Below are 22,309 nucleotides of genomic sequence, written 5' to 3'. Positions count from 1 at the left end.
TACTTTGTATTTTGTATTTTTGCAAAAAATAATGTCATGAATGCGAACAGGATTGATGAAATCATCAACGAAACAAAAGGGAAAAAGGCAATATCGGATTTTTTAGTACTTGCAGTTATAAGTTCACTGCTGGCAATTGATTTTTTTCCATATTTTAAAACTTTGGAAATTATTAACCCTCAGTTCTTTTATTTATCTGTTATTAATATTTTGCTGGGATTATATTTTTATTTTAATTCAAATACCACTTCTGCTTCTATTTTTCCATTATTAAAAAGAAATATTATTTTTAAGTTTTATTGTGCTTTTATAATAATAAGCGGGATTTCTATTTTTGCGGCAAAAAATACATCATTAGTTTATACCAAATTGACAGAGCTAGTTATTATATTTTGTCTTTTTATAAACCTTACAATTTTATTAAAAGACAAATTAGATATACTATATAAAATTATTTTAGCGGTAGGTATTAGCGCATTCCTTCAGTCATGGCAGCAATTATGTAATTTTATTATTATACCAAGAAACGCTTCTATAATTGATCTTTTGAGCACAATCAAAGGAAATACAGGAAATATTAATATAATTGCCGCAAGCCTGACAATCAAAGTTCCTTTTTTATTACTGGGAATAACTCATTTTTCAGCTTACAAAAAATGGCTTCTTATAATTGCACTTTTTTCAGTTACTTCAGTTATTTTCTTAACCGGAGCAAGAACTCCGTTGATTAATCTTTTTTTGATCTATTCTATTTATAGTATATATCTTTTAAAAAAATCCTTTACAAAATCTAGTTTTATAAAAATTATTTATTTAATTCTTCCTGTTTTAACAGCGATACTATTTGCAAATTCAATTTTTGAAAAATCTAAAGATAATGGGCGATATCAATCATTAGAAAATAGAGTCAGTCAAATTAATACCAAAGACGCTTCATCACAAGCAAGGTTAGAATATTGGGGAAATGCAGTCGAAATAACTAAAAAAAATCCAATCTTAGGAATTGGATTAGGTAATTATCAAGTAGAATCTATTCCTTATGAAAGAACTTTTTCTAATGATGTTACTGTTTCCCTGCATACACACAATGATTTTCTTGAAATTGCATCAGAAACTGGAATTGTGAACGGGTTGATTTATTTTTCAATCTTTGTTTTTTTGTTTTTTTTTAATTTAAAAAATGTCTTAATATCAAAAGAGTCAAGCAAAAAAACAACGGAGCTTTTAACCTTATTAATAGTCGTTGTTTATGGAGTCGATTCTTTTTTTAATTTTCCAATGTACAGACCTACAATGTCAATCTTTTTCTGTTTGATGGTTGCGCTTACTATAATAAATAGTTCTAATTATCAAGATTTAAGAGGCAATACAAATAAGGTTAAAATTGCATCTCGGGTCCTAATTGCGTTATCAATAATAGCTTGTTATTCTGCTTTTTTAATATGCCGAGCTTCAAATCTTGAATATTTAATCGCCGGCGATAATATTAATTTAAATAACAAAGGACTTCTTAGCGGAGACGAAGTAGTAAAAAGAATACCAAGCTATCCAAATGTTTTCAGTAGTTCTGAAGCATTCTATGAGTACGCTGGAATCTACTATATACGTGAAGAAAATTACGAAAAAGCTCTTAAATGTTTTTCTAAAGCAGCAAAAATAAACCCATATTCTGGAAGAATCGATTTTTACAAACAAGTGATTTCTTCAAAAAAAGGGAATATTGATAGTGCTTACTTTTATGCGAAACGAGCTTTTTATACACGTCCAAGAAATAAAGCTATTTATAAATCGGCAATGAATTTTGCAATTAGGAAACGTGACACCTTAGAAATATTAAAAGAACACTCATTATATAATAAATTTAGAAAAGAACCTGATACATGGGTTACCGCATTTTACGGTTTGCAAAGTTCGGGTGCAGATCGCAATAGATTATTAAATTTTATTAATCAAGGATTAAAGAACTTTCCAAATGACAGCACACTTCTGAAGCAAAAAAATAATTTTGTAGTTACAAACTATATTGAGGAGGGACAAAAAGCTGGAGCGGAAGGAAAAAGGGATAAAGAAATGGAAATTTATCTTAAAGCTTTAAAAATTGATCCTGAAAATATATATGTACTTCAAAATATTGGTTTTTGTTATTTCAATACTGGAAAAAATGATCTGGCAGTAAAATATTTCAAAAAAGCGCTTGAGCATCCTGGTTTAAAGGGTGGAAAAACAGAGTTCTTTATAGCGGTTTGTTATCTGTATAAAAATGAAAAAGATAATGCCTGCAAATATTTTAACTTGGCAAAAAGTAAAAATTACCCTGGTGCTCATCAATATACGCCACAATATTGTAAATGATTTAGTTTATAGGAGATTATATTTTGAATGATATTATATTAGGAAATTTATAAAGCGAGTATAAGCGTTATTTAGTTAAAATTGCCTTATTTTGCGGTTTTAATTAACTAAAGAATTATGCAGTCAATTCAAGCCAATAATTATTTCGTACATTTTAACCACAATGCATACGAAGCTTTAAATAAACATTTAAGAGAAACTAAATACTCAAACATATTTATAATTGTTGATGATCAAACTAATGAGTTTTGTTTGCCAAAATTTATACCGCTTTTAGAAACAGATCTTACAATTGAAATTATTGAGTTTGAAGCTGGAGAAGCTAATAAGAATATTGAAACCTGCATTGAAATCTGGAATATCTTAACAGAACTTGGAGGCGATAGAAAATCACTTGTAATTAATCTGGGCGGCGGTGTCGTTACAGATTTAGGAGGTTTTGTTGCTTCTACTTTTAAGAGAGGCGTTGATTTTATCAATATCCCTACTACATTGTTATCTATGGTGGATGCTTCTGTTGGCGGAAAAACAGGTGTTGATTTAGGAAATCTTAAAAATCAGATCGGAGTTATTAATGTACCGCAGATGGTTTTAATAGATACACAATATCTTGAAACTTTATCGCAAAGTGAAATGCGTTCTGGTTTAGCCGAAATGTTAAAACATGGTTTAATTTATGATGCACCATACTGGAGACAGTTCTCTGATCTAAAATCGATTATTTTCGATGATTTAGATCAATTAATTTATCGTTCTGTTGAAATCAAAAATGAAATAGTTATTCAGGATCCAACAGAAAAAAACATTCGTAAAGCCTTGAATTTTGGGCATACTTTGGGTCACGCTATTGAAAGTTATTTTCTAGAAAGCGAAACCAAAACTACTTTACTTCACGGAGAAGCAATTGCTATTGGAATGATTCTGGAAAGTTATATCTCTCTTCACAAGAATCTAATTTCAGATGAAGACTACAGAGAAATCAAAACTGTCATAAAAGGCATTTACGACGATGTAATTTTTGAAGAAAATGACATCGATCCAATCTTAGAATTGCTTATTCACGATAAAAAAAATGAATACGGCTTAATCCAATTCGCATTAATTGAAGGAATAGGAAAGATAAAAATTAACCAATCCGTTGAAAATAAATTGATTCTAGACGCGTTTCAAGATTATAAATCTTAAACTTTTTTTAATCAAAAGCATTGCGTTAGGTATATATTATTTTTTACATTTGCCACCATGAAAACAAACAGGAAACAAAGACACTTTAGTTCTTATAGAAACCGTCTCAACAGTTCTTTATTAAGAATGTTAGATCGCTTTTATAATAGCAAGAGTCCGTTTTGCCCCGATGTTTTCCAATGTTCAAAAGCGGAGCATGAAAAACTGCCTATTATATTTGCCAATATTAGAGTTTGAATTTAAGATTTAGTTCCAAAAAAAACCTAAATTTAAATAAAATTACAATCTCTAAACATTGACACATAAATGAATACAAAATATTCTGATCTAATAAATCAAACATACTATTTTCCACAAACAGAATTTAAATTAAACAAAGACAACCTTTTGTTTCACAATATCGATTTGATGAAATTGGTTGAGCAATATGGTACGCCATTAAAATTTACTTATCTGCCTCAGATTTCTGAAAACATCAATAAGGCAAAAGCCTGGTTCAGAAAATCAATGGAAAAAAATAAATACGAAGCAAAATACTATTATTGTTATTGTACAAAAAGTTCTCATTTTGAATACATTATGAATGAAGCTTTCAAGAATAACATTCATATAGAAACATCATCGGCATTTGATGTTAATATTGTGGAGAATTTATTAGAAAACGGAAAAATCAATAAGAGTACTTATGTAATTTGTAACGGTTTTAAAAGAGACGAATACATTAGTAATATTGCAAGATTGATTAATAACGGACATAAGAATACTATTCCGATTATTGACAATTATGAAGAATTAGATTTACTTCAAGCAGAAATTAAAGGGAAATTTAAAATTGGAATCCGTATTGCTGCTGAGGAAGAACCTAAATTCGAATTTTATACATCAAGATTAGGAATTGGTTATAAAAACATAGTTTCTTTTTATAAAAAACAAATTCAGGAAAATGATAGATTAGAGCTTAAAATGCTTCACTTTTTTATCAATACCGGAATAAACGATACATCATATTATTGGAATGAGCTTGTAAAATGTATTAAAGTATACATTGCTCTTAAAAAAGAATGCCCTACCCTAGATGGATTGAACATTGGAGGTGGTTTTCCAATTAAGAATTCATTAGCTTTTGACTATGATTATCAATATATGATTGATGAAATTATCAATCAAATTAAAATTGCTTGTGATGAAGCTGAAGTTGATGTTCCAAATATTTTTACGGAATTTGGATCGTTTACTGTAGGCGAAAGCGGTGGTGCAATCTATCAGATTTTGTATCAAAAACAACAAAATGATAGAGAAAAATGGAATATGATTGATTCCTCTTTTATTACCACTTTACCAGATACTTGGGCTATAAACAAACGTTTTATCATGCTGGCGGTAAACCGTTGGAATGATACTTACGAGCGGGTCTTGTTAGGAGGTCTGACTTGCGATAGTGACGACTATTACAATTCTGAGCAAAACATGAACGCAATTTATCTGCCAAAGTACAATAAAGAAAAACCATTATATATTGGTTTCTTTAATACTGGCGCATATCAAGAAACAATTGGAGGATACGGTGGTCTTCACCACTGTTTGATTCCGCAGCCTAAACACATTTTGATAGATCGTGACGAAAATGGTATTCTGGCGACAGAAGTTTTTTCAGAACAGCAAACTTCAGATGATGTATTGAAGATTTTAGGCTACAAAAAAAAGTTGTAAAAAAACGGCAGATTAAGTAAGATAAATATTTAGAAAATTCTTAATTTGCATTAACATCCAAAAAGGTTAAACTTTTTAATTCAAAAAAAAAACAAAAAAAAATGAAAGGACCAATCAGTCAGTTTATTGAAAAACATTATTTGCATTTTAATTCTGCTTCATTAGTAGATGCTGCAAAAGCATATGAACAGCAGTTAGCAGATGGTGCAAAAATGCTTGTAAGTATGGCTGGCGCAATGAGTACAGCAGAAATTGGTAAAATTTTTGCAGAAGTAATCAGACAAGACAAAGTACATATTATTTCATGTACAGGTGCAAATCTTGAAGAAGATATCATGAATTTAGTGGCTCATTCTCATTATGAAAGAGTACCAAATTACCGTGATTTAACACCAGAAGATGAGTGGGCATTGCTAGAAAGAGGATTAAACCGTGTTACAGACACATGTATTCCTGAGCATGAAGCTTTCCGTCGTTTACAAAAACATATTTACAAAATTTGGAAGGATGCAGATGATAAAGGAGAACGTTATTTTCCGCATGAATTTATGTATAAAATGTTGTTATCTGGCGTTTTAGAAGAATATTACGAAATTGATTTAAAAGATAGCTGGATGTATGCAGCTGCAGAGAAAAACCTGCCTATTATTGTACCAGGATGGGAAGATAGTACAATGGGAAATATCTTTGCGTCATACGTAATTAAAGGAGAGTTGAAAGCATCTACTATGAAATCTGGAATTGAATACATGACATTCCTAGCAGACTGGTATTCAAAAAACAGCTCTAAAGGAATTGGATTCTTCCAAATCGGTGGTGGTATCGCTGGTGATTTCCCTATCTGTGTTGTACCAATGTTATACCAAGATATGGAAATGCATGATGTTCCATTTTGGAGCTATTTCTGCCAAATTTCAGATTCAACAACTAGTTACGGTTCTTATTCTGGAGCAGTTCCAAATGAAAAAATCACTTGGGGTAAATTAGATATCAAAACCCCTAAATTTATTATTGAGTCGGATGCTACAATTGTTGCTCCGTTAATTTTTGCATATTTATTAGATTTATAAAATAATTTATGAAAAGAGTTATAGTAGACTACGCTAAACTTACCAATGAAATTTTAAACCTTTTGGTTGAAAAATTTCCTGATGGTTATGATGATTCGGATGTAATCCGTTTTAGAAATGCTAAAAACGAATTGGTTGAAGCTGTGGAAGTTCGCACAGAAGACACTATTTATTTAGTAAAAATTAGTACTAAACTTGCTGATAGAATTGAAAACTACGATGAAGATGATGATATTGATGTTGATGTAGATACAATCGTTCCAGTTAAAGGAATGGATCTTGATGATGATATCGACGACGATGATGAAGACGATAATCAAGACAAACCTGATGTTGAAGGCGGCGATGAAGATGATGAAGATGACGACGATAAAGCAGATACTGATTATGACGAGGATGAAGAAGAAGATGAAGATTAATTCATTTCTTTGAAATAAAATAAGAGGAACTCTATTCGAGTTCCTTTTTTTATACCATAATAATTAAACAAATTTTATATTTTTGTAAGATTATTTTTAATTTTAGTCTTTTATTAAAGATTATACGCCCTATGACTTCAGAAATATTACATGCAGCATTAAAAGAAAATTTTGGTTTTGAAAAATTCAGACCAAATCAAGAAACTATTATCAATACTATATTAGCGGGGCAAGATGCTCTAGCTATTATGCCTACCGGAGGCGGAAAATCAATATGTTTCCAACTTCCGGCTTTAATTTTACCCGGAATTACAATAGTGATTTCTCCCCTGATCGCCTTAATGAAAGATCAGGTTGACAGTTTAAAAACAAACGGAATATCTGCCTGCTATATAAACAGCTCACAGTCTGCACAAGAACAGCAGTATTATATAGAAAACTTAAAATCTAATACTTTTAAGCTGGTATATATTGCTCCAGAAAGTCTTTCTTATCTTGATGTTGCTTTTAATGAACTAACAATTAGCCTAATAGCAATTGACGAAGCACATTGTATTTCGTCTTGGGGTCATGATTTCAGACCTGCTTATACTAATTTAGGATATTTAAAAAGCCGCTTCCCTTCTACTCCAGTTTTAGCGCTGACCGCTACAGCTGATAAAGCAACGCGAACAGATATTACAAAACAGCTTAATTTAATAAAGCCAAAAACTTTTATTGCCTCTTTTGATCGTGCAAATTTAAGTTTAGAAGTACGTCCAGCATTGGATCGTGTAAAACAGATCATTGATTTTGTTGAAAATAAACCCAATGAATCAGGAATTATTTATTGCTTAAGCCGTAAAACTACAGAGGAATTAGCCGAAAAATTAAAGAAAAACGGAATTACAGCAAAAGCGTATCATGCTGGTTTAGATAACGATACGCGTGCGAAAACTCAGGATCAATTTATAAACGACGATTGTCAGGTAGTTTGCGCAACGATTGCTTTCGGAATGGGGATTGACAAATCGAATGTTCGCTGGGTAATTCATTATAATCTTCCAAAAAACATAGAAGGTTATTATCAAGAAATTGGACGTGCGGGACGTGACGGTTTACCAGCCGAAACAGTTTTGTTCGAAAGTTACGCAGATGTGATTCAGCTTCAGAAATTTGCTTCGGACGGATTAAATGCAGACATTCAGCTTGCGAAATTAGATCGTATGAAACAATACGCTGATGCCGTTAGCTGCCGTAGAAAAATTCTGCTTTCTTATTTTGGTGAATTGGTTACAGAAAATTGCGGTAATTGTGATATCTGCAAAAATCCGCCAACTTTTTTCGACGGAACAGTTTTAGCGCAAAAAGCATTATCTGCAATTACACGTTTGAAAGAATCTGAGCCACTGGCAGTAATTGTAGATTTTTTAAGAGGCTCGAGAAACGCGTATATCTACGAAAAAAATTATCAAACGCTAAAAACCTACGGAATTGGCGATGATATTTCTTGGTATGACTGGAATCAATACCTTATTCAGCTTATAAATTTGGGATATTGTGAAATTGCCTTTCATCAGCATAACAAAATACTCCTTACCCCTTTTGCAAAGAAAGTTTTGTTTGAAGGTGAAAAAGTAAAATTGACAACAGTTGTTAAGAAAGTAATCGATAAATCTGAAATTAAAGAAGCGAAAACTAAAACAGCTAAAAATTCTCTTTTTGAAACACTTCGAAAATTACGCTACGAAATTGCTCAAGAAGAAGAAGTTCCTGCGTATGTAATTTTCAGTGATGCCTCTTTAAGACAAATGGAAATTTTAAGACCAATGACAGATGAAGATTTTCTTGCTGTTGAAGGAGTTGGAAAAGCTAAACTTGAAAAATATGGTTCCGAGTTTATCAATGCTATAATTGAATTTTACAAAAATAAATCGGTAGTTAAGAAAGATAAAAAAGAAAACACCTATAAAAAAACTTTAGAATTATATGAAAGCGGTATTTCTGTAGATGAAATTGCCGAAAGAAGAAGTTTAGGCAGAACAACAATTATTTCTCATCTGGCTAAATTATATGTTGACGGTCACGATCTCGATTTGAATCCATTTATTTCTGATACAGAAATTACTGAAATCGAAAAAGCAAAAACAGCTTTAGAAAATCCAAATGCTTTGAGACCTTATTTTGATTATTTTGAAGAGAAAATGTCTTATGATAAAATTAGATTTGGTTTGGCGTTTTTAGAAAGAAAAAATCAAACTATTCAATAAATACTAATTTTTGTCATTTCAACGAAGGGGGAATCTCACGCGAGAATCTGAAAAGAATTTATTCAATTTCTAGTGTGATTTCTCCTTCGTCGAAATGGCAGGCTGTGAAAATATTATTTAAATAAAAAAATCCTGCGAATTGCTTCACGGGATTTTTTTTATAAAGAAGTTTAGCTTTCTACAAATACCTTTCTTCAAAAACTTTTTGATGATGTTTTTGATGTCCGATTATGACAAAGCCTAAAGCACGAACCGAAATTTGATTACCAGAAGCTGTTCCAATTCTTTTAAGTTGTTCTTCAGATAAGCTTTTGTAAAGCAATAAAGTTGAGTGTCTTAGCGCTGATAGTTCAGTTAGCAAATCTTGAATACTTCTTCCATTTGAATTGGTGTTATTTGCATAATCATCCTCTTCAAAACTTGGCAAAGGCGTTTGATCATTTCTTGAAAAACGTAGAGCGCGGTAAGCAAAAATACGTTCTGTATCCATAACATGTTGGATAATATCTTTGATCGTCCATTTACCTTCTGCATAACGGTAATCAAATTTATCCATTGGAATATTTTGAACAAATCGTATAAATTCATGAAGAGAAATTTCTAATTCCTCAATCAATAATCCATCTCCGGCTTGTTTTAAATATGTCCCAAAATGGCCGGAAAATTCATTCTCTGCTATATCGCTTACTTTCATTTTATATAAATCTATAATCTAAGATTCAGTTTTAAGCTGAATTTCTACTTGCATTAGTATTTCCAAAGAGAGATCTTGTTACTACTTTTTCATAAACTTTGATCAATTCTTCATTTGGAGATTCTTCTTTGTTCAACTCATTGATTCTCAATAAAGCATATTGCTGAATTGTTAACAACGGTAAAACAATACGCTCTCTTATTTGGATTGAAGCAATACCATCTGGATAATTTTCCATTAAGGTTTTATGATCAGCAATTTTTAGTAAAAGTCTCTTTGTTTCTGAGAATTCATCGTAAATAATCTGCCAGAATTCACCGAATTCAGGATCTTTTCTCATATATGCTGTTAATGGTAAAAACGATTTTGCCAATGACATCATACTATTTTCCAGTAAAGTTTTGAAAAATAATGAGTTATGATATAAATCGCTTACTTTATCCCATTGCCCGCTTTCTTCAAAATGTTTTAAAGCTGAACCAACTCCAAAGAATCCAGGTACATTTTGTTTTAACTGACTCCAAGATCCCACAAATGGAATTGCTCTTAAATCAGCAAAATCTAAAGATTCAGATTTACTTCTTTTAGAAGGACGGCTGCCGATATTAGTTTTAGAATAATATTTCAGCGTACTCATTTTTTCCAAATAAGGAATAAATTTTGGGTGATTCTTAAAACTCAAATATTTATCATATCCTAAATTAGCCAATTGCGTCAAGATTTCAGTCTCATCCGCAGTAAGTTCATTTTTTCCTTTACTAAAAACCTGGTTAGTTACTCCAGCACTTAATAAGTTCTCAATATTGTAACGACAAGAATCTAAAGTTCCAAAATTAGAGCTTATAGTTTGACCTTGAACCGTAATTTGAATTTCGTTATTTTCGATTTTTGGCCCTAAAGAAGCATAGAATTTGTGCGTTTTTCCGCCGCCACGAGCTGGAGGCCCACCGCGTCCGTCAAAGAAAATTACTTTAATACCATATTTTCTAGAAATCTCGGTCAATGAAATTTTTGCCTGATAAATACTCCAGTTTGCCATTAAATAACCACCATCTTTAGTTCCGTCAGAGAAACCAAGCATAATTGTTTGTTTATTTCCTCTTTCTTTTAAATGCTTAGAATATTCTGCATTGGTATACAATTGCTCCATTATAGAATGTGCATTTTGTAAATCATCTACAGATTCAAAAAGCGGAATAATATCAACCGTAGGATTTTCCCAATTATTCAAACGAATCATAGCGAAAGTTTCCATTACATTCAGCGCACTTTCGTTATTACTAATAATATAACGATTGGCCCCTTCTTCACCATTATTTGCTTGAATGGTTTTAATCGCCTGAACAGACTCTAATGTGTATCTGGTAATTTCATCTTCAAAATCAGCAGGATTTAAATTTCCTTTAATTTTTGATAAAACATTGATTTTTTGCTCTTCTGTTAATTCAAAATAGTTCTTCGGAAAAATATCAGATCCAGAATTCAAATAATAGTTCACAACATCTTTAAATACAACATTATGAATTTTACTATTCTGACGAATATCTAAAGTTGCAAAATGAAATCCAAATAAATTGATTTTTACTAAAAACGCTTCTAGTTCATCTAAGTATAAAGATTGATGTTTTTCAATAATTATAGCTCTAATTTTATTTAACTGCGTCAATAATTCTTCTAAAGTGATAAAAATTTCACCTTTAGAATAGAAAACAGAACGATAAAGCTTATGTTCAAGTTCAGACACCAAAGTGTCTACACCAGAGAAAGTTAACTTGCGTTTTAGATTTCTCATTTCGACATAGTAACACTTTAAAATTGAAGTACGTAAACGATCTGCAACTTTAAGCGTAATTTCTGTTGTAACAAAAGGATTTCCGTCACGATCACCTCCCGGCCAGAAACCAAGTTTGATTAATTGATTGTGAATTGGCTCTCCCTCTTTTATGTTTTTTTGAAGGTAATGTACAATTTCTCCAGCAGTTGCGTAAAACACATTTTCCAAATACCAAATCAAGCTGACTGCTTCATCGTACGGATTTGGTTTTTCATTTTGAATGAAAGGTGTTTTTCCTAACTGTGCCAGTAATTGTTTAATCTGTAATAAATCATTTTGACGGATTGCCTCAGTCAAATCATTTATAATTCCTAAAACTGGCCCAGGATAAAATTGAGTTGGATGCGCAGTTAAAACAGTACGAACATTAAAGTTTTCTAAAAACTCAATTAGTTCACCGTCTTTCTCTTTAGCATCTGATTTTTCTTTGATATCACGTAAAGAACCGCGTCCTTCCATGTTGTTCACTTCTGGAAAGGCAGCATCTTCAATAGCATCAAACAATACAATTTGGCGTTCTATATATTGAATAAATCGAAACATTAAATCGATTTTTTCAGTTTCTGAAGCATTGTTAAGAAATCTATCAGAAAAGAAATTAAAAATTTCCTTTGGGGTTTCTTGTTTTTTAAAGCCCGTTTCGCAAGTCTCTGTAAATAAAGGAAGTAAAACCCCAGTATTATCTATAGAATCAAATGGTAATGTTATAAAAACACTATTATAGATGTGGTATTTTGAGAGAACATCTTGATTAAAACGTTCAATTTTTGGCAACGTATACATAATCGTGTTATAGTTGGTTGGTTAATTAGTCATAAAAAAACCCCAAGAATAAACTTGAGGTTATATTTTAATATAGCATTCAAGAAAAGTTCTTACATATTTTTGAAAATAGTATGCATCAAACGCTTCTTATCGTTTATACTTTCTTCTAATGAAATCATTGTTTCAGTTCTGTAAACACCTTCGATATCGTCAATCATAAAGATAACTTCTTTCGCGTGCTTAGTATCTTTTGCTCTAATTTTGCAAAAAATATTAAATTTCCCTGTAGTTACAGAAGCTACGGTAACGAATGGAATTTGGTTAATTCGCTCTAATACAAATTTTGTTTGAGACGTATTATTCAGAAATACACCTACGTAAGCAATAAATGAATACCCTAATTTATCGTAATCTAAGGCTAAAGAAGAACCCATTATTATACCTGCGTCTTCCATCTTTTTTACTCTAACATGTACTGTTCCAGCAGATATCAATAATTTTTTTGCAATGTCAGTAAACGGAACTCTCGTATTGTCTATTAACATATCTAAAATCTGGTGATCTACTTCATCTAAACGAAATTTACTCATAATTGTTTAATTAATATTACTAATTGCTATTACAAAGTATAAAATTATATATAAAAAACAACAAATTCACAAAAAAATTAACTTTTTATTAATCCGTTAACAAATTTAACATTTTTATTTAAATAAAAATTTGCTTTCTGACCCAATTTGGGAAAATTTGTGAAATCATCCGAATATTCCTGCTCTTTCGCATCATATTCGTAGTGACCAAAATAATTTTCCAATTCGCCTACTTCAACTATGTAAGCATTAAACTGAATCTTATTTTCGATTAATTCCTCTTTGTATTGTGCGACAAAATTCGTAATAATTTCGATACCATCATAATTTATTTTGACATTTTTATACATAAAATCATAAAAAACCACGTTATTTTGTGAAATATTCAAATATTCACCAAATCGATTATCAACTAAAACGTTTTCGGAAATCAATTTAAAGCTCAAAATTAACGAGAAAAATATGTATTTACGTGTGATTTCCCTTTCATAGTCGCCTGGGTAATGCCCTGCTTCAAATAATATAGTAGGGACTCCTAAAAATTGAAAAGTATCTCCGATACAATTAATATTAAAAGAATCATCGAAACGGCCGACTTGTCCTGGTATATATTTCTGAAGTTCGTGATTGATTCCTGCAATAATATTTATGGCTTTTAATCTATTCTCATTCACTTCTCTCTCTTCATTATAAGAGGGTGCTAAAAAAGACACCGTTGCAGGCTTCCCAGTAGTTCCTGCGCCAAAAATAGTACGCTGATCATGTAGATTAAAACAATAATGGGGTTTGAAACTTTCAAATACTTCTCTTAAAACCCTGCTTTCTGGCTGTGTCAGGTCTTGAGAGTCGCGATTTAAATCTACATCAACAGCATTTGCACGTGTGTATAATCTTGCGCCATCTGGATTTAATATAGGAATACTATAAAAGGTAAAAGTATTGAGCATTCTCTTTGCAAAATCTGTTTCACCATTTAGCAGATTAATAAAATCGAATAGCGCTTTTGTGGTTGTGCTTTCGTTTCCGTGCATTTGCGACCATAAATAAACACGTGTTTGTCCTGTCCCAAATTGGTAACTATATATAGGTTCACCTAAAACTGATGTTCCAATAATCTGTACTTGATTATTTGTATTTAATTTATCTAAAAGTGGTTTAATGTGATCTAAAGTCAAATATCTTCCAGATATGCTTTCTTCTTTGTATTCTGTAAAAAGTACTTCTAAATTCATTGTGTTTTGATTAGTTTACAAAAGTAAACATCTTTATTTTTACAATTGTAAACTATTTAAAATGTTAATAATTTAGAAATGTAAACAGTTAATTGCCTTAATATCCTATTGGTTCAGCGATATGAATTAACAAATGTTATAAATCACAAAATTAAAGTTCATTAATTTGTTTTTCAATTACTTATGTAATTTTATTAAAGTTTATGTTTAAGTTATTATTCTTTATATATAAGATTTACAACTGTAATATTGTTATAGTTATTCTTTTTGTTTACATTTGTAAATACGCATTTCTAAAACTAGAATTTACAATGGTAAACATAGATGATTTTGTAAAAAGACTTGAGATTGTACTAGACTATTATGGACTAAATGCCTCTGCATTTGCTGATAAAATTGGTGTGCAGCGTTCGAGTATGTCTCACCTATTATCTGGCAGAAACAAACCAAGTTTAGATTTTGTTATGAAAATTTTGGAAGTTTTTCCAGATGTAGATCTTTATTGGATTTTAATTGGAAGAGGAAATTTCCCGAAAAATGACGAAGAAAAAATTTTACCTCCCTTACCTATTTCAATTCAAAATTCTGACAAAGATTTATTTTATAGAATTGAAGTAAATGAAAATAAAAAAACGGAAACAAAATTTCCGTCTGAATTAAAAAGCCCAAATTTAAACTCGGAAGAAAGCGAAATTGAAAAAATTGTATTCTTTTACAAAAATGGAACTTTTAAAACGTATTCTTCCTAATTTAAAATTATCGCATATTTGGACACAGGTAAATATTTTTTTTATTTACGCGATTCTCACGCATTTGAAAAAATCTTTAAAAATTATAGTGGAAAGCCATTTTCTGGAATTTTTCCTGAAACGCCTTGATAATGTTTTTTCAAAATTTCAAAATCAGCCTCATAATTTCCAGTTGGATAAAATGCTTCACCAAAACTAACTTCTTTTTTGCCCCAATTAAAAGCTACAGGAACAATTGGAACATTCGCTTTAAGCGCGATATAGTAAAATCCTGTTTTAATTTCTTTTACCTCTTTTCGAGTTCCTTCTGGAGCAACAGCCAATCGGAAGATTTCTTTTCGGTCAAAAATGGCAGCAATTGAATCTACCTTATTTAAGCCGCCGGATCGGTCCAAAGGTTCTCCTCCAACATTTCTGAAATAATAGCCGAAAGGAAACTTAAACAATTCCTTCTTTCCTACCCAATTCATCTGTAATCCTGATATACCACGCGTGAAAAGTCCTATATAAAAATCGTGATTACTCGTATGAGGCATTACCATTAGTATACATTTTTTGATTTCGGCATTTTTTATTCCTACTATTTTCCAGCCCATTAGCTTAAAAAATAGGAATTTGTACAATAGTTTTTTCATTAAAGACATATTATTTGGTGCAAAATAAAAGATTTAATACTAAATTTGAGTAAAAGCATTCAAAAATGATTCGAAAATTTTTCAGTTATATAATTCCTATTAAAATCTTTAAAAAGAAATCTGCCAGAAGTAAAATTATTGAAGTGACTTGGGCAAATGGTGAATTAGTATTAGATTCTGAAAACACAAATTATTCGTACGGAAGCCTGCAGCGTATTTTGCGTTACGGTCTTCGCAATATTGGCTATGAAACCATTTTAAAAATGGATCATATTTTATTATTAGGAGTGGCCGGCGGCAGTGTTGTTAAAACATTAGTAGATGAAATTGATTATAAGCATAAAATAACAGGCGTTGAAATTGATCCGGATATGATTCAGATTGCCAACGAATATTTCAATCTTAATCAAATCAAACAACTAGAAGTAGTAATTGATGATGCTTTTGAATTTGTTTTAAAAACCAAAGACAGGTACAATCTTATTATAATTGACATTTTTGAAGATACTAATATGCCGAACTTTTTATTTGAAAAATTTTTTGTAGACAGAATTTGTACTCTTTTAAAAGACAATGGTTATGTTTTATTTAATACGATGATTCTCGATGAAGCCCACAATGTTAGAAACAGAAAATATATTTCTGAAGTAAATCCAAAATTGTTTACAACAAAAATGCTGCCCCGCATAGAAGTACACAATGAATTAATAATTATAAAAAAAGTTGCTTAAATTTATGAAACCCCTTGCCTCTATTTTAAACGCCTTACCACCTACTAAAGTTATTGATGAATCAATTAAAATTTCAGAATATACGCCGTTAAATTTATCGGTTTCGAATAAAGATTTAATGGAAGAGAAGTTAGATACCTCTGAAGATTTTGAAAAATACATTTTAAGTTATCTAAAAGAAAATAATGCTAAAGTTGCTTTTGGCGGTTATATCGAAGGCCGCTTTTTGTACCAGCGCAGCTCGATATTTTTAAACGAATCTAAGCCTGAGCGAAATATTCATATTGGTTTAGATTTATGGGCAGAGGCTGGAACTGCTGTTCTTGCTGCATTAGACGGTAAAGTCCATAGTTTTAAAAATAATATTGGTTTAGGCGATTACGGCCCTACCATAATATTAGAACATCAAATAGAAAATGAAAAATTTTATACTTTATACGGTCATTTGTCGTTAGAAAGTATAGAAAAATTAAATATCGGAGAACAATTTAAGAAGGGCGAAAAAATTGCCACTTTAGGAAATGCCTCAGTAAATGGTGATTATGCCCCGCATGTCCATTTTCAAATCATTCATAAAATTGAAGATTACTGGGGAGATTATCCAGGTGTCTGCAACACAAAAGACCTGAACTTTTATATAGAAAATTGTCCCGACCCTAACTTATTATTAAAAATTACTTAAATAGTTATGAAGAAAGCAGGATTGATTATATGTTTGTTATTATTAATTGGATGTAAATCGAAAACAGTAAGCAGAGATACAGAAGATTTAAAAATTAAAAAAGTTTCTGGAGCCGACATAAGTGCAAATCAGCAGCAAAAAGCGTATGATTTAGGAAAAAGAGTTTTAGAAACTTGTAACACCTCAAAATTTAAACCTTTTAATGAAACGGAAGTAACTAAATCGGTTTTGGAAAACACGACAGAAGAACGTTTGACCAAAACCTGCCAAAGATTTAGACAATATTACGGAAGTTTTATTGATTTAAAATTAGATGGAGTTTACAAAACCAAAAATGAAGTCATTTACCGCTACCATGCGTTATACTCAAAGAAAGTAGCAAATAAAGAGCTGCGAGTATTTGTAAATGATGAAAACCTTATTTCAGCCATAAAATCAATGGATTGGGATGAAAAATTTGACGCCAAATTAGCCGATCAATAAAACACATAAATTATGAATTTTAAATTACCGTTTTTTCTATTACTATTTGTTTCAACTTTTGCCATCGCACAGCAAACTATAAGTGTAAAGGGCTCTGCTCCTTTTCCTGCAACACAGGATTACACTTTTATCTGCGAAAAATATGCTTATACTGGCGAAGTTAATATTCAAATAGCAAAAACGGATAAAGGCGGTATTTTAAAAATTACAGCTGCAACGGCAAACGACAAGGCAAGAATTGCTGGAGGTCTATATGTAGATCTTTCAAATGCCGATGTTATTGCCTGCACAGACAAAAATGTAAAAGAATCTACAGACGGTAAAACAACTTCTTATTATTATTTTACTCCTGCAGAATGGCTGAAACTTAAAAAGAATGATATTTATGCTGTTAGGTTTATAATTGCCGGCGGGCCAACAACTTTTGGTAATCAAACTGGATATTTTACAGCTCACAATAAAATGAACTATTTTTCGACTGTATTTGACAAATCAAAAAAAACATACGATACTGCGAAAGAAATTAGTGTTTTATAATGATTTTTTAATCTAATAAATCTTATATTTAACATTAAAAATTTCAGTATGAATGCAAATGAAACCTTAATTACAAAATTCTACACCGCTTTTGCAAATGCAGATGCCAAAACAATGAGTGACTGCTACCATCCAAAGGTACACTTTATTGATCCGGCCTTTGGTTTACTAAAAGAAGATCAGGTTTCTAAAATGTGGGAGATGCTGCTTTTAAAAAGTAAAGGGAATTTAAAAATTGAGTTTTCTAATGTAAAAGCTGACGACTCTACAGGTTCTGCCAATTGGACTGCTACATACAATTTTAGCAAAACAAACAGAAAAGTTATTAATAAAATTTACGCCGAATTTGTTTTTAAAGAGGGCTTAATTATTAAGCATACCGATAGTTTTGATGTCTGGAAATGGTCAAAACAAGCTTTCGGCACTACAGGTTATTTATTAGGATGGACTGGTTTTTTTCAGAAAAAAGTACAAAAGCAGGCTTTATTATCATTACAAAAATTTCAAGAGGTAAAATAATTTTTTGAATTCAAAACTCAAACTGCCTTTGCCCCGATTATAATTTATTTGTTACTTATTGTTTTTTACTAAAAGTGTTAATCTTAAATACTGATGAAAGAAATCGTACACAAAAAATTAAATCAATTACAGGCAACTGCAATTTGTGGCAATGATATTAGTTCTTCCTGTCTTTATGTTTCCGCATTAACCATTTTATATGCTGGGCAATATGCTTGGATTTCACTTTTAATTGTTGCTGTTGTATTATTTCTATTCCGAAAAATTTACGGAGAAGTGGTTGGAGCAATTCCACTAAACGGAGGAGCTTACAATGTTTTACTAAACACTTCAACCAAGCGATTGGCTTCTTTGGCTGCGACTTTAACTGTTTTATCCTACATGGCAACTGCGGTAATTTCGGCGTCTGAAGGCATGCACTATTTGCACGGAATTTTTGAAGGACTAAATGTTACAATTGCAACCGTCGTAGTGCTAGTTTTATTTACAGGACTAGCCATTTTAGGAATTGGAGAATCTGCATTTGTGGCTGTTATCATTTTCCTGACCCACATTGCAACTTTAACTTTGCTGGTTTTAGCTTCCATTTGGTTTGTAATGACCAACGGATTAGAAACTTTTCATATCAATTGGGCAGCTCCTATTGCTTACGATAATATTAAAACAGCGCTTTTCCTTGGTTTTTCGGCAGCAATGCTCGGAATTTCTGGTTTCGAAAGTTCTGCTAATTTTGTGGAAGAACAAGAACACGGAGTTTTTCCAAAAACACTTCGCAATATGTGGGCGATTGTAAGTTTCTTTAATCCGGTGATTGCTATATTATTAGTTAGCGTAATTCCGTTAACTGAAGTTGGAGAAAATAAAGAGTCACTATTGGCACATTTAGGGCAGACAACCGGTGGTTCGTGGCTGGCTTGGCTAATTTCCATCGATGCTGTTATGGTGCTCTGCGGAGCAGTTTTAACGTCTTTTGTTGGAGTTTCCGGCCTTTTAAACAGAATGACATTAGACAGAATTCTGCCAAATTATTTCCTGAAACAAAACAACAGAGGTTCGCATTACAGAATTGTGATCAGCTTTTTAATCCTTTGCATTTCAGTGCTTTTTGCTACAAGCGGTCATTTAGAATCACTGGCTGGGGTTTATACTTTTTCATTTTTAGCCGTAATGGCATTATTCGGAATTGGTAATTTACTTTTAAAATACAAACGAAAAAAGCTTCCAAGACCCGAACGCGCGCGCGGTATTGCCGTTGTAGCCGCGGTAACTTTTATTATTGCTGCTTTTATTGGTAATATGCGTCTGAATATCAATTCGTTTTATACCTTTTTGCAATACATGATCCCATCCTTGATTTTTATCGGAATCATGCTCAACCGCGTCAATTTAATTCGTCTGCTCATTGAAGCCTTAGAATATTTCTATCAGCCGCTTCGAAAAATGGTGGTGGTAAGCAATCGGTATCTTCAAAATTTAAGTGTAAAAATCAATTCACAGGAATTTGTATTTTTTACCAAAGGTGACGATATTACAATTCTCAACAAAGTCTTGCAATATGTGGAAGATAATGAGACCACCAAAAAACTGAAAATCGTCCATGTTAAAAATCAGGCCGTAGATAACGAATCTCTAAAAAAAGACCTCGAAGTTTTGGACCGTGCCTACGACGGACTTGATATTGAATACATTGAAATAGATGGCGTTTTTGGACCAGAAATAATTGACGAACTTTCCCAAAAATGGAAAATTCCCAAAAACTTTATGTTCATCGGTTCTCCAGGAAATAAATTCTCTTACCGCGTTTCAGATCTAGGCGGCGTACGTTTGATAATGTAATTTTTTAAGAAGCAGAAATATACGTTTTTTGAAGAACTAAAGTCCCGCTATCCGTTACGATCTTTTGTGCTTCCCGAAGCCTCGGGATCAGCACAAAAGGATTTTCACTTCTATCGGGGCTAATAAATAAACACTTATTCATGAAATCTCAAAATCCAACTAAAAAAATGTAAATCTTATTGTTTTGCAGAGCTTTTATGTCATCCTTGAGGAACGAAGGATCACACTAGAAACTCCGCACAGAATTTTATTAAGCGTTGTAGAGTTCCGTGTGCGATCCTTCGTTCCTCGGGATGACACGTTTGAGTTTTCTATTAACAAACCCGTCATATCATAAAAAAACCGACAGGTTTTAAAAAACTGTCGGCTTTAATATTTTTATTTCGCGCTCTTTACGGTTTAAAAAAAACTAAGATTTAAACCAGCTCGCTACCAATTCATCTTCAAAAGAAGTTGCATTTTTATGGATAAACTCGTTTCTGTCTCTATCGTAAGAATAATCTAAAGCCCAAGTTTTATGATTTGCAGCCATTTCTTTTATACTTTCACATACAAAAGCAATCTCTTTATCTGTTGTCGTTGGGTGAATAGACATTCTAATCCATCCCGGTTTTTTGATCAAATCACCAATCGTGATTTCATTAACCAGCTTATTAGAAGTTTCCTGATCAACATGCAGTAAATAATGTCCGTACGTTCCCGCACAGCTGCATCCGCCTCTGGTCTGAATTCCAAAACGATCATTTAGAAGTTTTACACCTAAATTAAAATGAAGATCATCTATAAAAAACGAAATTACACCAAGACGCTCTTTATGTTGTCCTGCTAAAATTTTGATATTCGAAATAGGATCCAATTCACTAAAAACGTAATCTACGATTTCATGCTCACGCTGCATAATGTTTTCGATTCCCATTTCTTCTTTCAGCTCAATTGCAAGTGCTGTTTTTATAACTTGAAGAAAACCAGGCGTTCCACCATCTTCACGATCTTCTATATTATCAATATATTTATGTTCTCCCCAAGGATTTGTCCAGCTTACCGTTCCGCCGCCAGGACAATCAGGAATCATATTTTTGTATAATTTTTTATTGAAAATTAAAACACCCGAAGTTCCAGGTCCACCCAAAAATTTATGAGGCGACATAAATACAGCATCCAAATAAGATTCTGGATCTGCAGGATGCATATCCACTTCTACATAAGGACCAGAGCAGGCAAAATCCACAAAACAAACACCACTATGCTGGTGCATCAATTTTGCTGCTTCATGAAAAGGTGTTCTCAAACCCGTAACATTAGAACAAGCAGTAATAGAAGCAATTTTTATTGTTCTGTCACTATATTTTTCTAGTAAAGATTCAAGATTTTCTAAATTAAAAAGTCCTTTCTCGCAAGACGGAATAATCTCAACATCTGCAATAGTTTCCAGCCAAGAAGTTTGATTGGAATGATGCTCCATATGCGAAATAAAAACAATTGGTTTTTTTTCTGCTGGGATATTCGTGAAGCTTTTCAAATTCTCTGGAATTTTCAATCCTAAAATGCGCTGGAATTTATTGATAACTCCCGTCATTCCAGTTCCATCTGTAATTAAAACGTCATCATTACTGGCATTCGCATGACGCTTAATAATATGTCTTGCATGATGATACGCTTTTGTCATAGCAGTACCAGACACCGTAGTTTCAGTATGTGTATTGGCAACAAAAGGTCCAAATTCATTTAATAATTTTTCCTCAATCGGGCGGTATAACCTTCCACTGGCAGTCCAATCAGTATAAATAATTGATTTTCTGCCATAAGGTGACGTAAATTCTTGGTTTATACCGACAATATTTTGTCTAAATTCCTGAAAATAAGTTTCTAGAGTGATGGTATTATTTTTGCTATCCATTAGTTGTGCCTTGTGTTTGACTGCAAATATATCGCTTTTTTATAAAATTGCGAATTTATCAATGGTAAACTTCAAACATTACATTCCTGTTGGATATCTTTAGTCAAAAGATCTTTTTTTTAATAAATTATCACAATATC

At 31.9% G+C, this 22,309-nt stretch carries 19 protein-coding genes; 13 read left to right on the top strand and 6 right to left on the bottom strand.

The genetic code is table 11. The features are described 5' to 3' along the window. Window positions 1-36: 36 nt before the first annotated feature. From BSF42_RS00490 to recQ, 6 genes are all read left to right on the top strand, one after another. Window positions 37-2,352, top strand: coding sequence for an O-antigen ligase family protein (locus BSF42_RS00490; protein ID WP_172426633.1), 2,316 nt, complete (start codon window positions 37-39; stop codon window positions 2,350-2,352). 117 nt (window positions 2,353-2,469) lie between these two features. Beyond that, window positions 2,470-3,537, top strand: a complete 1,068-nt coding sequence (gene aroB, locus BSF42_RS00485; RefSeq protein WP_095951165.1) for a 3-dehydroquinate synthase — start codon at window positions 2,470-2,472, stop codon at window positions 3,535-3,537. A 306-nt stretch (window positions 3,538-3,843) separates the two neighbouring features. After that, a complete protein-coding gene (locus tag BSF42_RS00480; RefSeq protein WP_095951164.1) occupies window positions 3,844-5,247 on the top strand; it encodes an arginine decarboxylase in 1,404 nt (467 codons plus the stop codon). A 101-nt stretch (window positions 5,248-5,348) separates the two neighbouring features. Then, window positions 5,349-6,317, top strand: a complete 969-nt coding sequence (locus BSF42_RS00475; protein WP_095951163.1) for a deoxyhypusine synthase family protein — start codon at window positions 5,349-5,351, stop codon at window positions 6,315-6,317. Window positions 6,318-6,325: 8 nt separating this feature from the next. After that, a complete protein-coding gene (locus BSF42_RS00470) occupies window positions 6,326-6,736 on the top strand; it encodes a DNA primase (protein WP_095951162.1) in 411 nt (136 codons plus the stop codon). 131 nt (window positions 6,737-6,867) lie between these two features. Beyond that, window positions 6,868-8,985: a DNA helicase RecQ gene (gene recQ / locus BSF42_RS00465; RefSeq protein ID WP_095951161.1), complete on the top strand. Its 2,118-nt coding sequence runs from the start codon at window positions 6,868-6,870 to the stop codon at window positions 8,983-8,985. A 178-nt stretch (window positions 8,986-9,163) separates the two neighbouring features. Here recQ and BSF42_RS00460 read toward each other — a convergent pair whose 3' ends face one another. The 4 genes from BSF42_RS00460 to BSF42_RS00445 form a co-directional block, all read right to left on the bottom strand. Continuing rightward, window positions 9,164-9,679 (bottom strand): DinB family protein, encoded by a 516-nt coding sequence (locus tag BSF42_RS00460; protein ID WP_095951160.1) that lies wholly within the window; start codon window positions 9,677-9,679, stop codon window positions 9,164-9,166. Between the two features lie 31 nt (window positions 9,680-9,710). Then, entirely contained in the window at window positions 9,711-12,296 is a 2,586-nt protein-coding gene (locus BSF42_RS00455; RefSeq protein WP_095951159.1) for a phosphoenolpyruvate carboxylase, read from the bottom strand. 92 nt (window positions 12,297-12,388) lie between these two features. Then, the gene (locus BSF42_RS00450) at window positions 12,389-12,868 is read right to left on the bottom strand and encodes an Lrp/AsnC family transcriptional regulator (RefSeq protein WP_007805990.1); all 480 of its coding nucleotides are present in this window, start codon (window positions 12,866-12,868) and stop codon (window positions 12,389-12,391) included. Window positions 12,869-12,945: 77 nt separating this feature from the next. Further along, entirely contained in the window at window positions 12,946-14,100 is a 1,155-nt protein-coding gene (locus BSF42_RS00445) for a M14 metallopeptidase family protein (RefSeq protein WP_095951158.1), read from the bottom strand. Between the two features lie 311 nt (window positions 14,101-14,411). Here BSF42_RS00445 and BSF42_RS00440 point away from each other — a divergent pair, with 311 nt between their 5' ends. Continuing rightward, on the top strand, window positions 14,412-14,849 hold the full coding sequence (locus tag BSF42_RS00440; RefSeq protein WP_095951157.1) for a helix-turn-helix transcriptional regulator: 438 nt from the start codon (window positions 14,412-14,414) through the stop codon (window positions 14,847-14,849). Between the two features lie 83 nt (window positions 14,850-14,932). Here BSF42_RS00440 and BSF42_RS00435 read toward each other — a convergent pair whose 3' ends face one another. Next, the gene (locus BSF42_RS00435) at window positions 14,933-15,484 is read right to left on the bottom strand and encodes a 1-acyl-sn-glycerol-3-phosphate acyltransferase (RefSeq protein ID WP_095951626.1); all 552 of its coding nucleotides are present in this window, start codon (window positions 15,482-15,484) and stop codon (window positions 14,933-14,935) included. 65 nt (window positions 15,485-15,549) lie between these two features. Here BSF42_RS00435 and BSF42_RS00430 point away from each other — a divergent pair, with 65 nt between their 5' ends. The 6 genes from BSF42_RS00430 to BSF42_RS00405 all read left to right on the top strand — a co-directional run bounded on the left by BSF42_RS00430 (window position 15,550) and on the right by BSF42_RS00405 (window position 20,272). Beyond that, window positions 15,550-16,215 carry a spermidine synthase gene (locus BSF42_RS00430; RefSeq protein ID WP_095951156.1) on the top strand — a complete coding sequence of 222 codons (666 nt, stop codon included), beginning with the start codon at window positions 15,550-15,552 and terminating at the stop codon, window positions 16,213-16,215. Window positions 16,216-16,219: 4 nt separating this feature from the next. Continuing rightward, complete coding sequence (locus BSF42_RS00425) at window positions 16,220-16,897, top strand: peptidoglycan DD-metalloendopeptidase family protein (RefSeq protein WP_095951155.1); 678 nt, start codon at window positions 16,220-16,222, stop codon at window positions 16,895-16,897. A 6-nt stretch (window positions 16,898-16,903) separates the two neighbouring features. After that, a complete protein-coding gene (locus tag BSF42_RS00420) occupies window positions 16,904-17,380 on the top strand; it encodes a hypothetical protein (RefSeq protein ID WP_095951154.1) in 477 nt (158 codons plus the stop codon). A gap of 12 nt (window positions 17,381-17,392) precedes the next feature. Then, window positions 17,393-17,917, top strand: a complete 525-nt coding sequence (locus BSF42_RS00415; RefSeq protein WP_095951153.1) for a hypothetical protein — start codon at window positions 17,393-17,395, stop codon at window positions 17,915-17,917. A 48-nt stretch (window positions 17,918-17,965) separates the two neighbouring features. Then, the gene (locus tag BSF42_RS00410; protein WP_095951152.1) at window positions 17,966-18,436 is read left to right on the top strand and encodes a nuclear transport factor 2 family protein; all 471 of its coding nucleotides are present in this window, start codon (window positions 17,966-17,968) and stop codon (window positions 18,434-18,436) included. A 93-nt stretch (window positions 18,437-18,529) separates the two neighbouring features. Further along, window positions 18,530-20,272: an APC family permease gene (locus BSF42_RS00405; protein WP_095951151.1), complete on the top strand. Its 1,743-nt coding sequence runs from the start codon at window positions 18,530-18,532 to the stop codon at window positions 20,270-20,272. A gap of 409 nt (window positions 20,273-20,681) precedes the next feature. Here BSF42_RS00405 and BSF42_RS00400 read toward each other — a convergent pair whose 3' ends face one another. Continuing rightward, window positions 20,682-22,169 (bottom strand): aminotransferase class V-fold PLP-dependent enzyme, encoded by a 1,488-nt coding sequence (locus BSF42_RS00400; protein ID WP_095951150.1) that lies wholly within the window; start codon window positions 22,167-22,169, stop codon window positions 20,682-20,684. Window positions 22,170-22,309 lie beyond the last annotated feature (140 nt).

The organism is Flavobacterium sp. ACN6, from assembly GCF_002304005.1.
Lineage (GTDB): Bacteria > Bacteroidota > Bacteroidia > Flavobacteriales > Flavobacteriaceae > Flavobacterium.
This window is presented reverse-complemented; position numbering and strand designations above follow the sequence as displayed.

What these genes read in the sequence shown, in the direction of transcription:
- BSF42_RS00490 (WP_172426633.1), top strand. Translation starts at nt 37, where the DNA reads ATGAATGCGAACAGGATTGATGAAATCATCAACGAAACAAAAGGGAAA.
- aroB (WP_095951165.1), top strand. Translation starts at nt 2,470, where the DNA reads ATGCAGTCAATTCAAGCCAATAATTATTTCGTACATTTTAACCACAAT.
- BSF42_RS00480 (WP_095951164.1), top strand. Translation starts at nt 3,844, where the DNA reads ATGAATACAAAATATTCTGATCTAATAAATCAAACATACTATTTTCCA.
- BSF42_RS00475 (WP_095951163.1), top strand. Translation starts at nt 5,349, where the DNA reads ATGAAAGGACCAATCAGTCAGTTTATTGAAAAACATTATTTGCATTTT.
- BSF42_RS00470 (WP_095951162.1), top strand. Translation starts at nt 6,326, where the DNA reads ATGAAAAGAGTTATAGTAGACTACGCTAAACTTACCAATGAAATTTTA.
- recQ (WP_095951161.1), top strand. Translation starts at nt 6,868, where the DNA reads ATGACTTCAGAAATATTACATGCAGCATTAAAAGAAAATTTTGGTTTT.
- BSF42_RS00460 (WP_095951160.1), bottom strand. Translation starts at nt 9,679, where the DNA reads ATGAAAGTAAGCGATATAGCAGAGAATGAATTTTCCGGCCATTTTGGG.
- BSF42_RS00455 (WP_095951159.1), bottom strand. Translation starts at nt 12,296, where the DNA reads ATGTATACGTTGCCAAAAATTGAACGTTTTAATCAAGATGTTCTCTCA.
- BSF42_RS00450 (WP_007805990.1), bottom strand. Translation starts at nt 12,868, where the DNA reads ATGAGTAAATTTCGTTTAGATGAAGTAGATCACCAGATTTTAGATATG.
- BSF42_RS00445 (WP_095951158.1), bottom strand. Translation starts at nt 14,100, where the DNA reads ATGAATTTAGAAGTACTTTTTACAGAATACAAAGAAGAAAGCATATCT.
- BSF42_RS00440 (WP_095951157.1), top strand. Translation starts at nt 14,412, where the DNA reads ATGGTAAACATAGATGATTTTGTAAAAAGACTTGAGATTGTACTAGAC.
- BSF42_RS00435 (WP_095951626.1), bottom strand. Translation starts at nt 15,484, where the DNA reads ATGAAAAAACTATTGTACAAATTCCTATTTTTTAAGCTAATGGGCTGG.
- BSF42_RS00430 (WP_095951156.1), top strand. Translation starts at nt 15,550, where the DNA reads ATGATTCGAAAATTTTTCAGTTATATAATTCCTATTAAAATCTTTAAA.
- BSF42_RS00425 (WP_095951155.1), top strand. Translation starts at nt 16,220, where the DNA reads ATGAAACCCCTTGCCTCTATTTTAAACGCCTTACCACCTACTAAAGTT.
- BSF42_RS00420 (WP_095951154.1), top strand. Translation starts at nt 16,904, where the DNA reads ATGAAGAAAGCAGGATTGATTATATGTTTGTTATTATTAATTGGATGT.
- BSF42_RS00415 (WP_095951153.1), top strand. Translation starts at nt 17,393, where the DNA reads ATGAATTTTAAATTACCGTTTTTTCTATTACTATTTGTTTCAACTTTT.
- BSF42_RS00410 (WP_095951152.1), top strand. Translation starts at nt 17,966, where the DNA reads ATGAATGCAAATGAAACCTTAATTACAAAATTCTACACCGCTTTTGCA.
- BSF42_RS00405 (WP_095951151.1), top strand. Translation starts at nt 18,530, where the DNA reads ATGAAAGAAATCGTACACAAAAAATTAAATCAATTACAGGCAACTGCA.
- BSF42_RS00400 (WP_095951150.1), bottom strand. Translation starts at nt 22,169, where the DNA reads ATGGATAGCAAAAATAATACCATCACTCTAGAAACTTATTTTCAGGAA.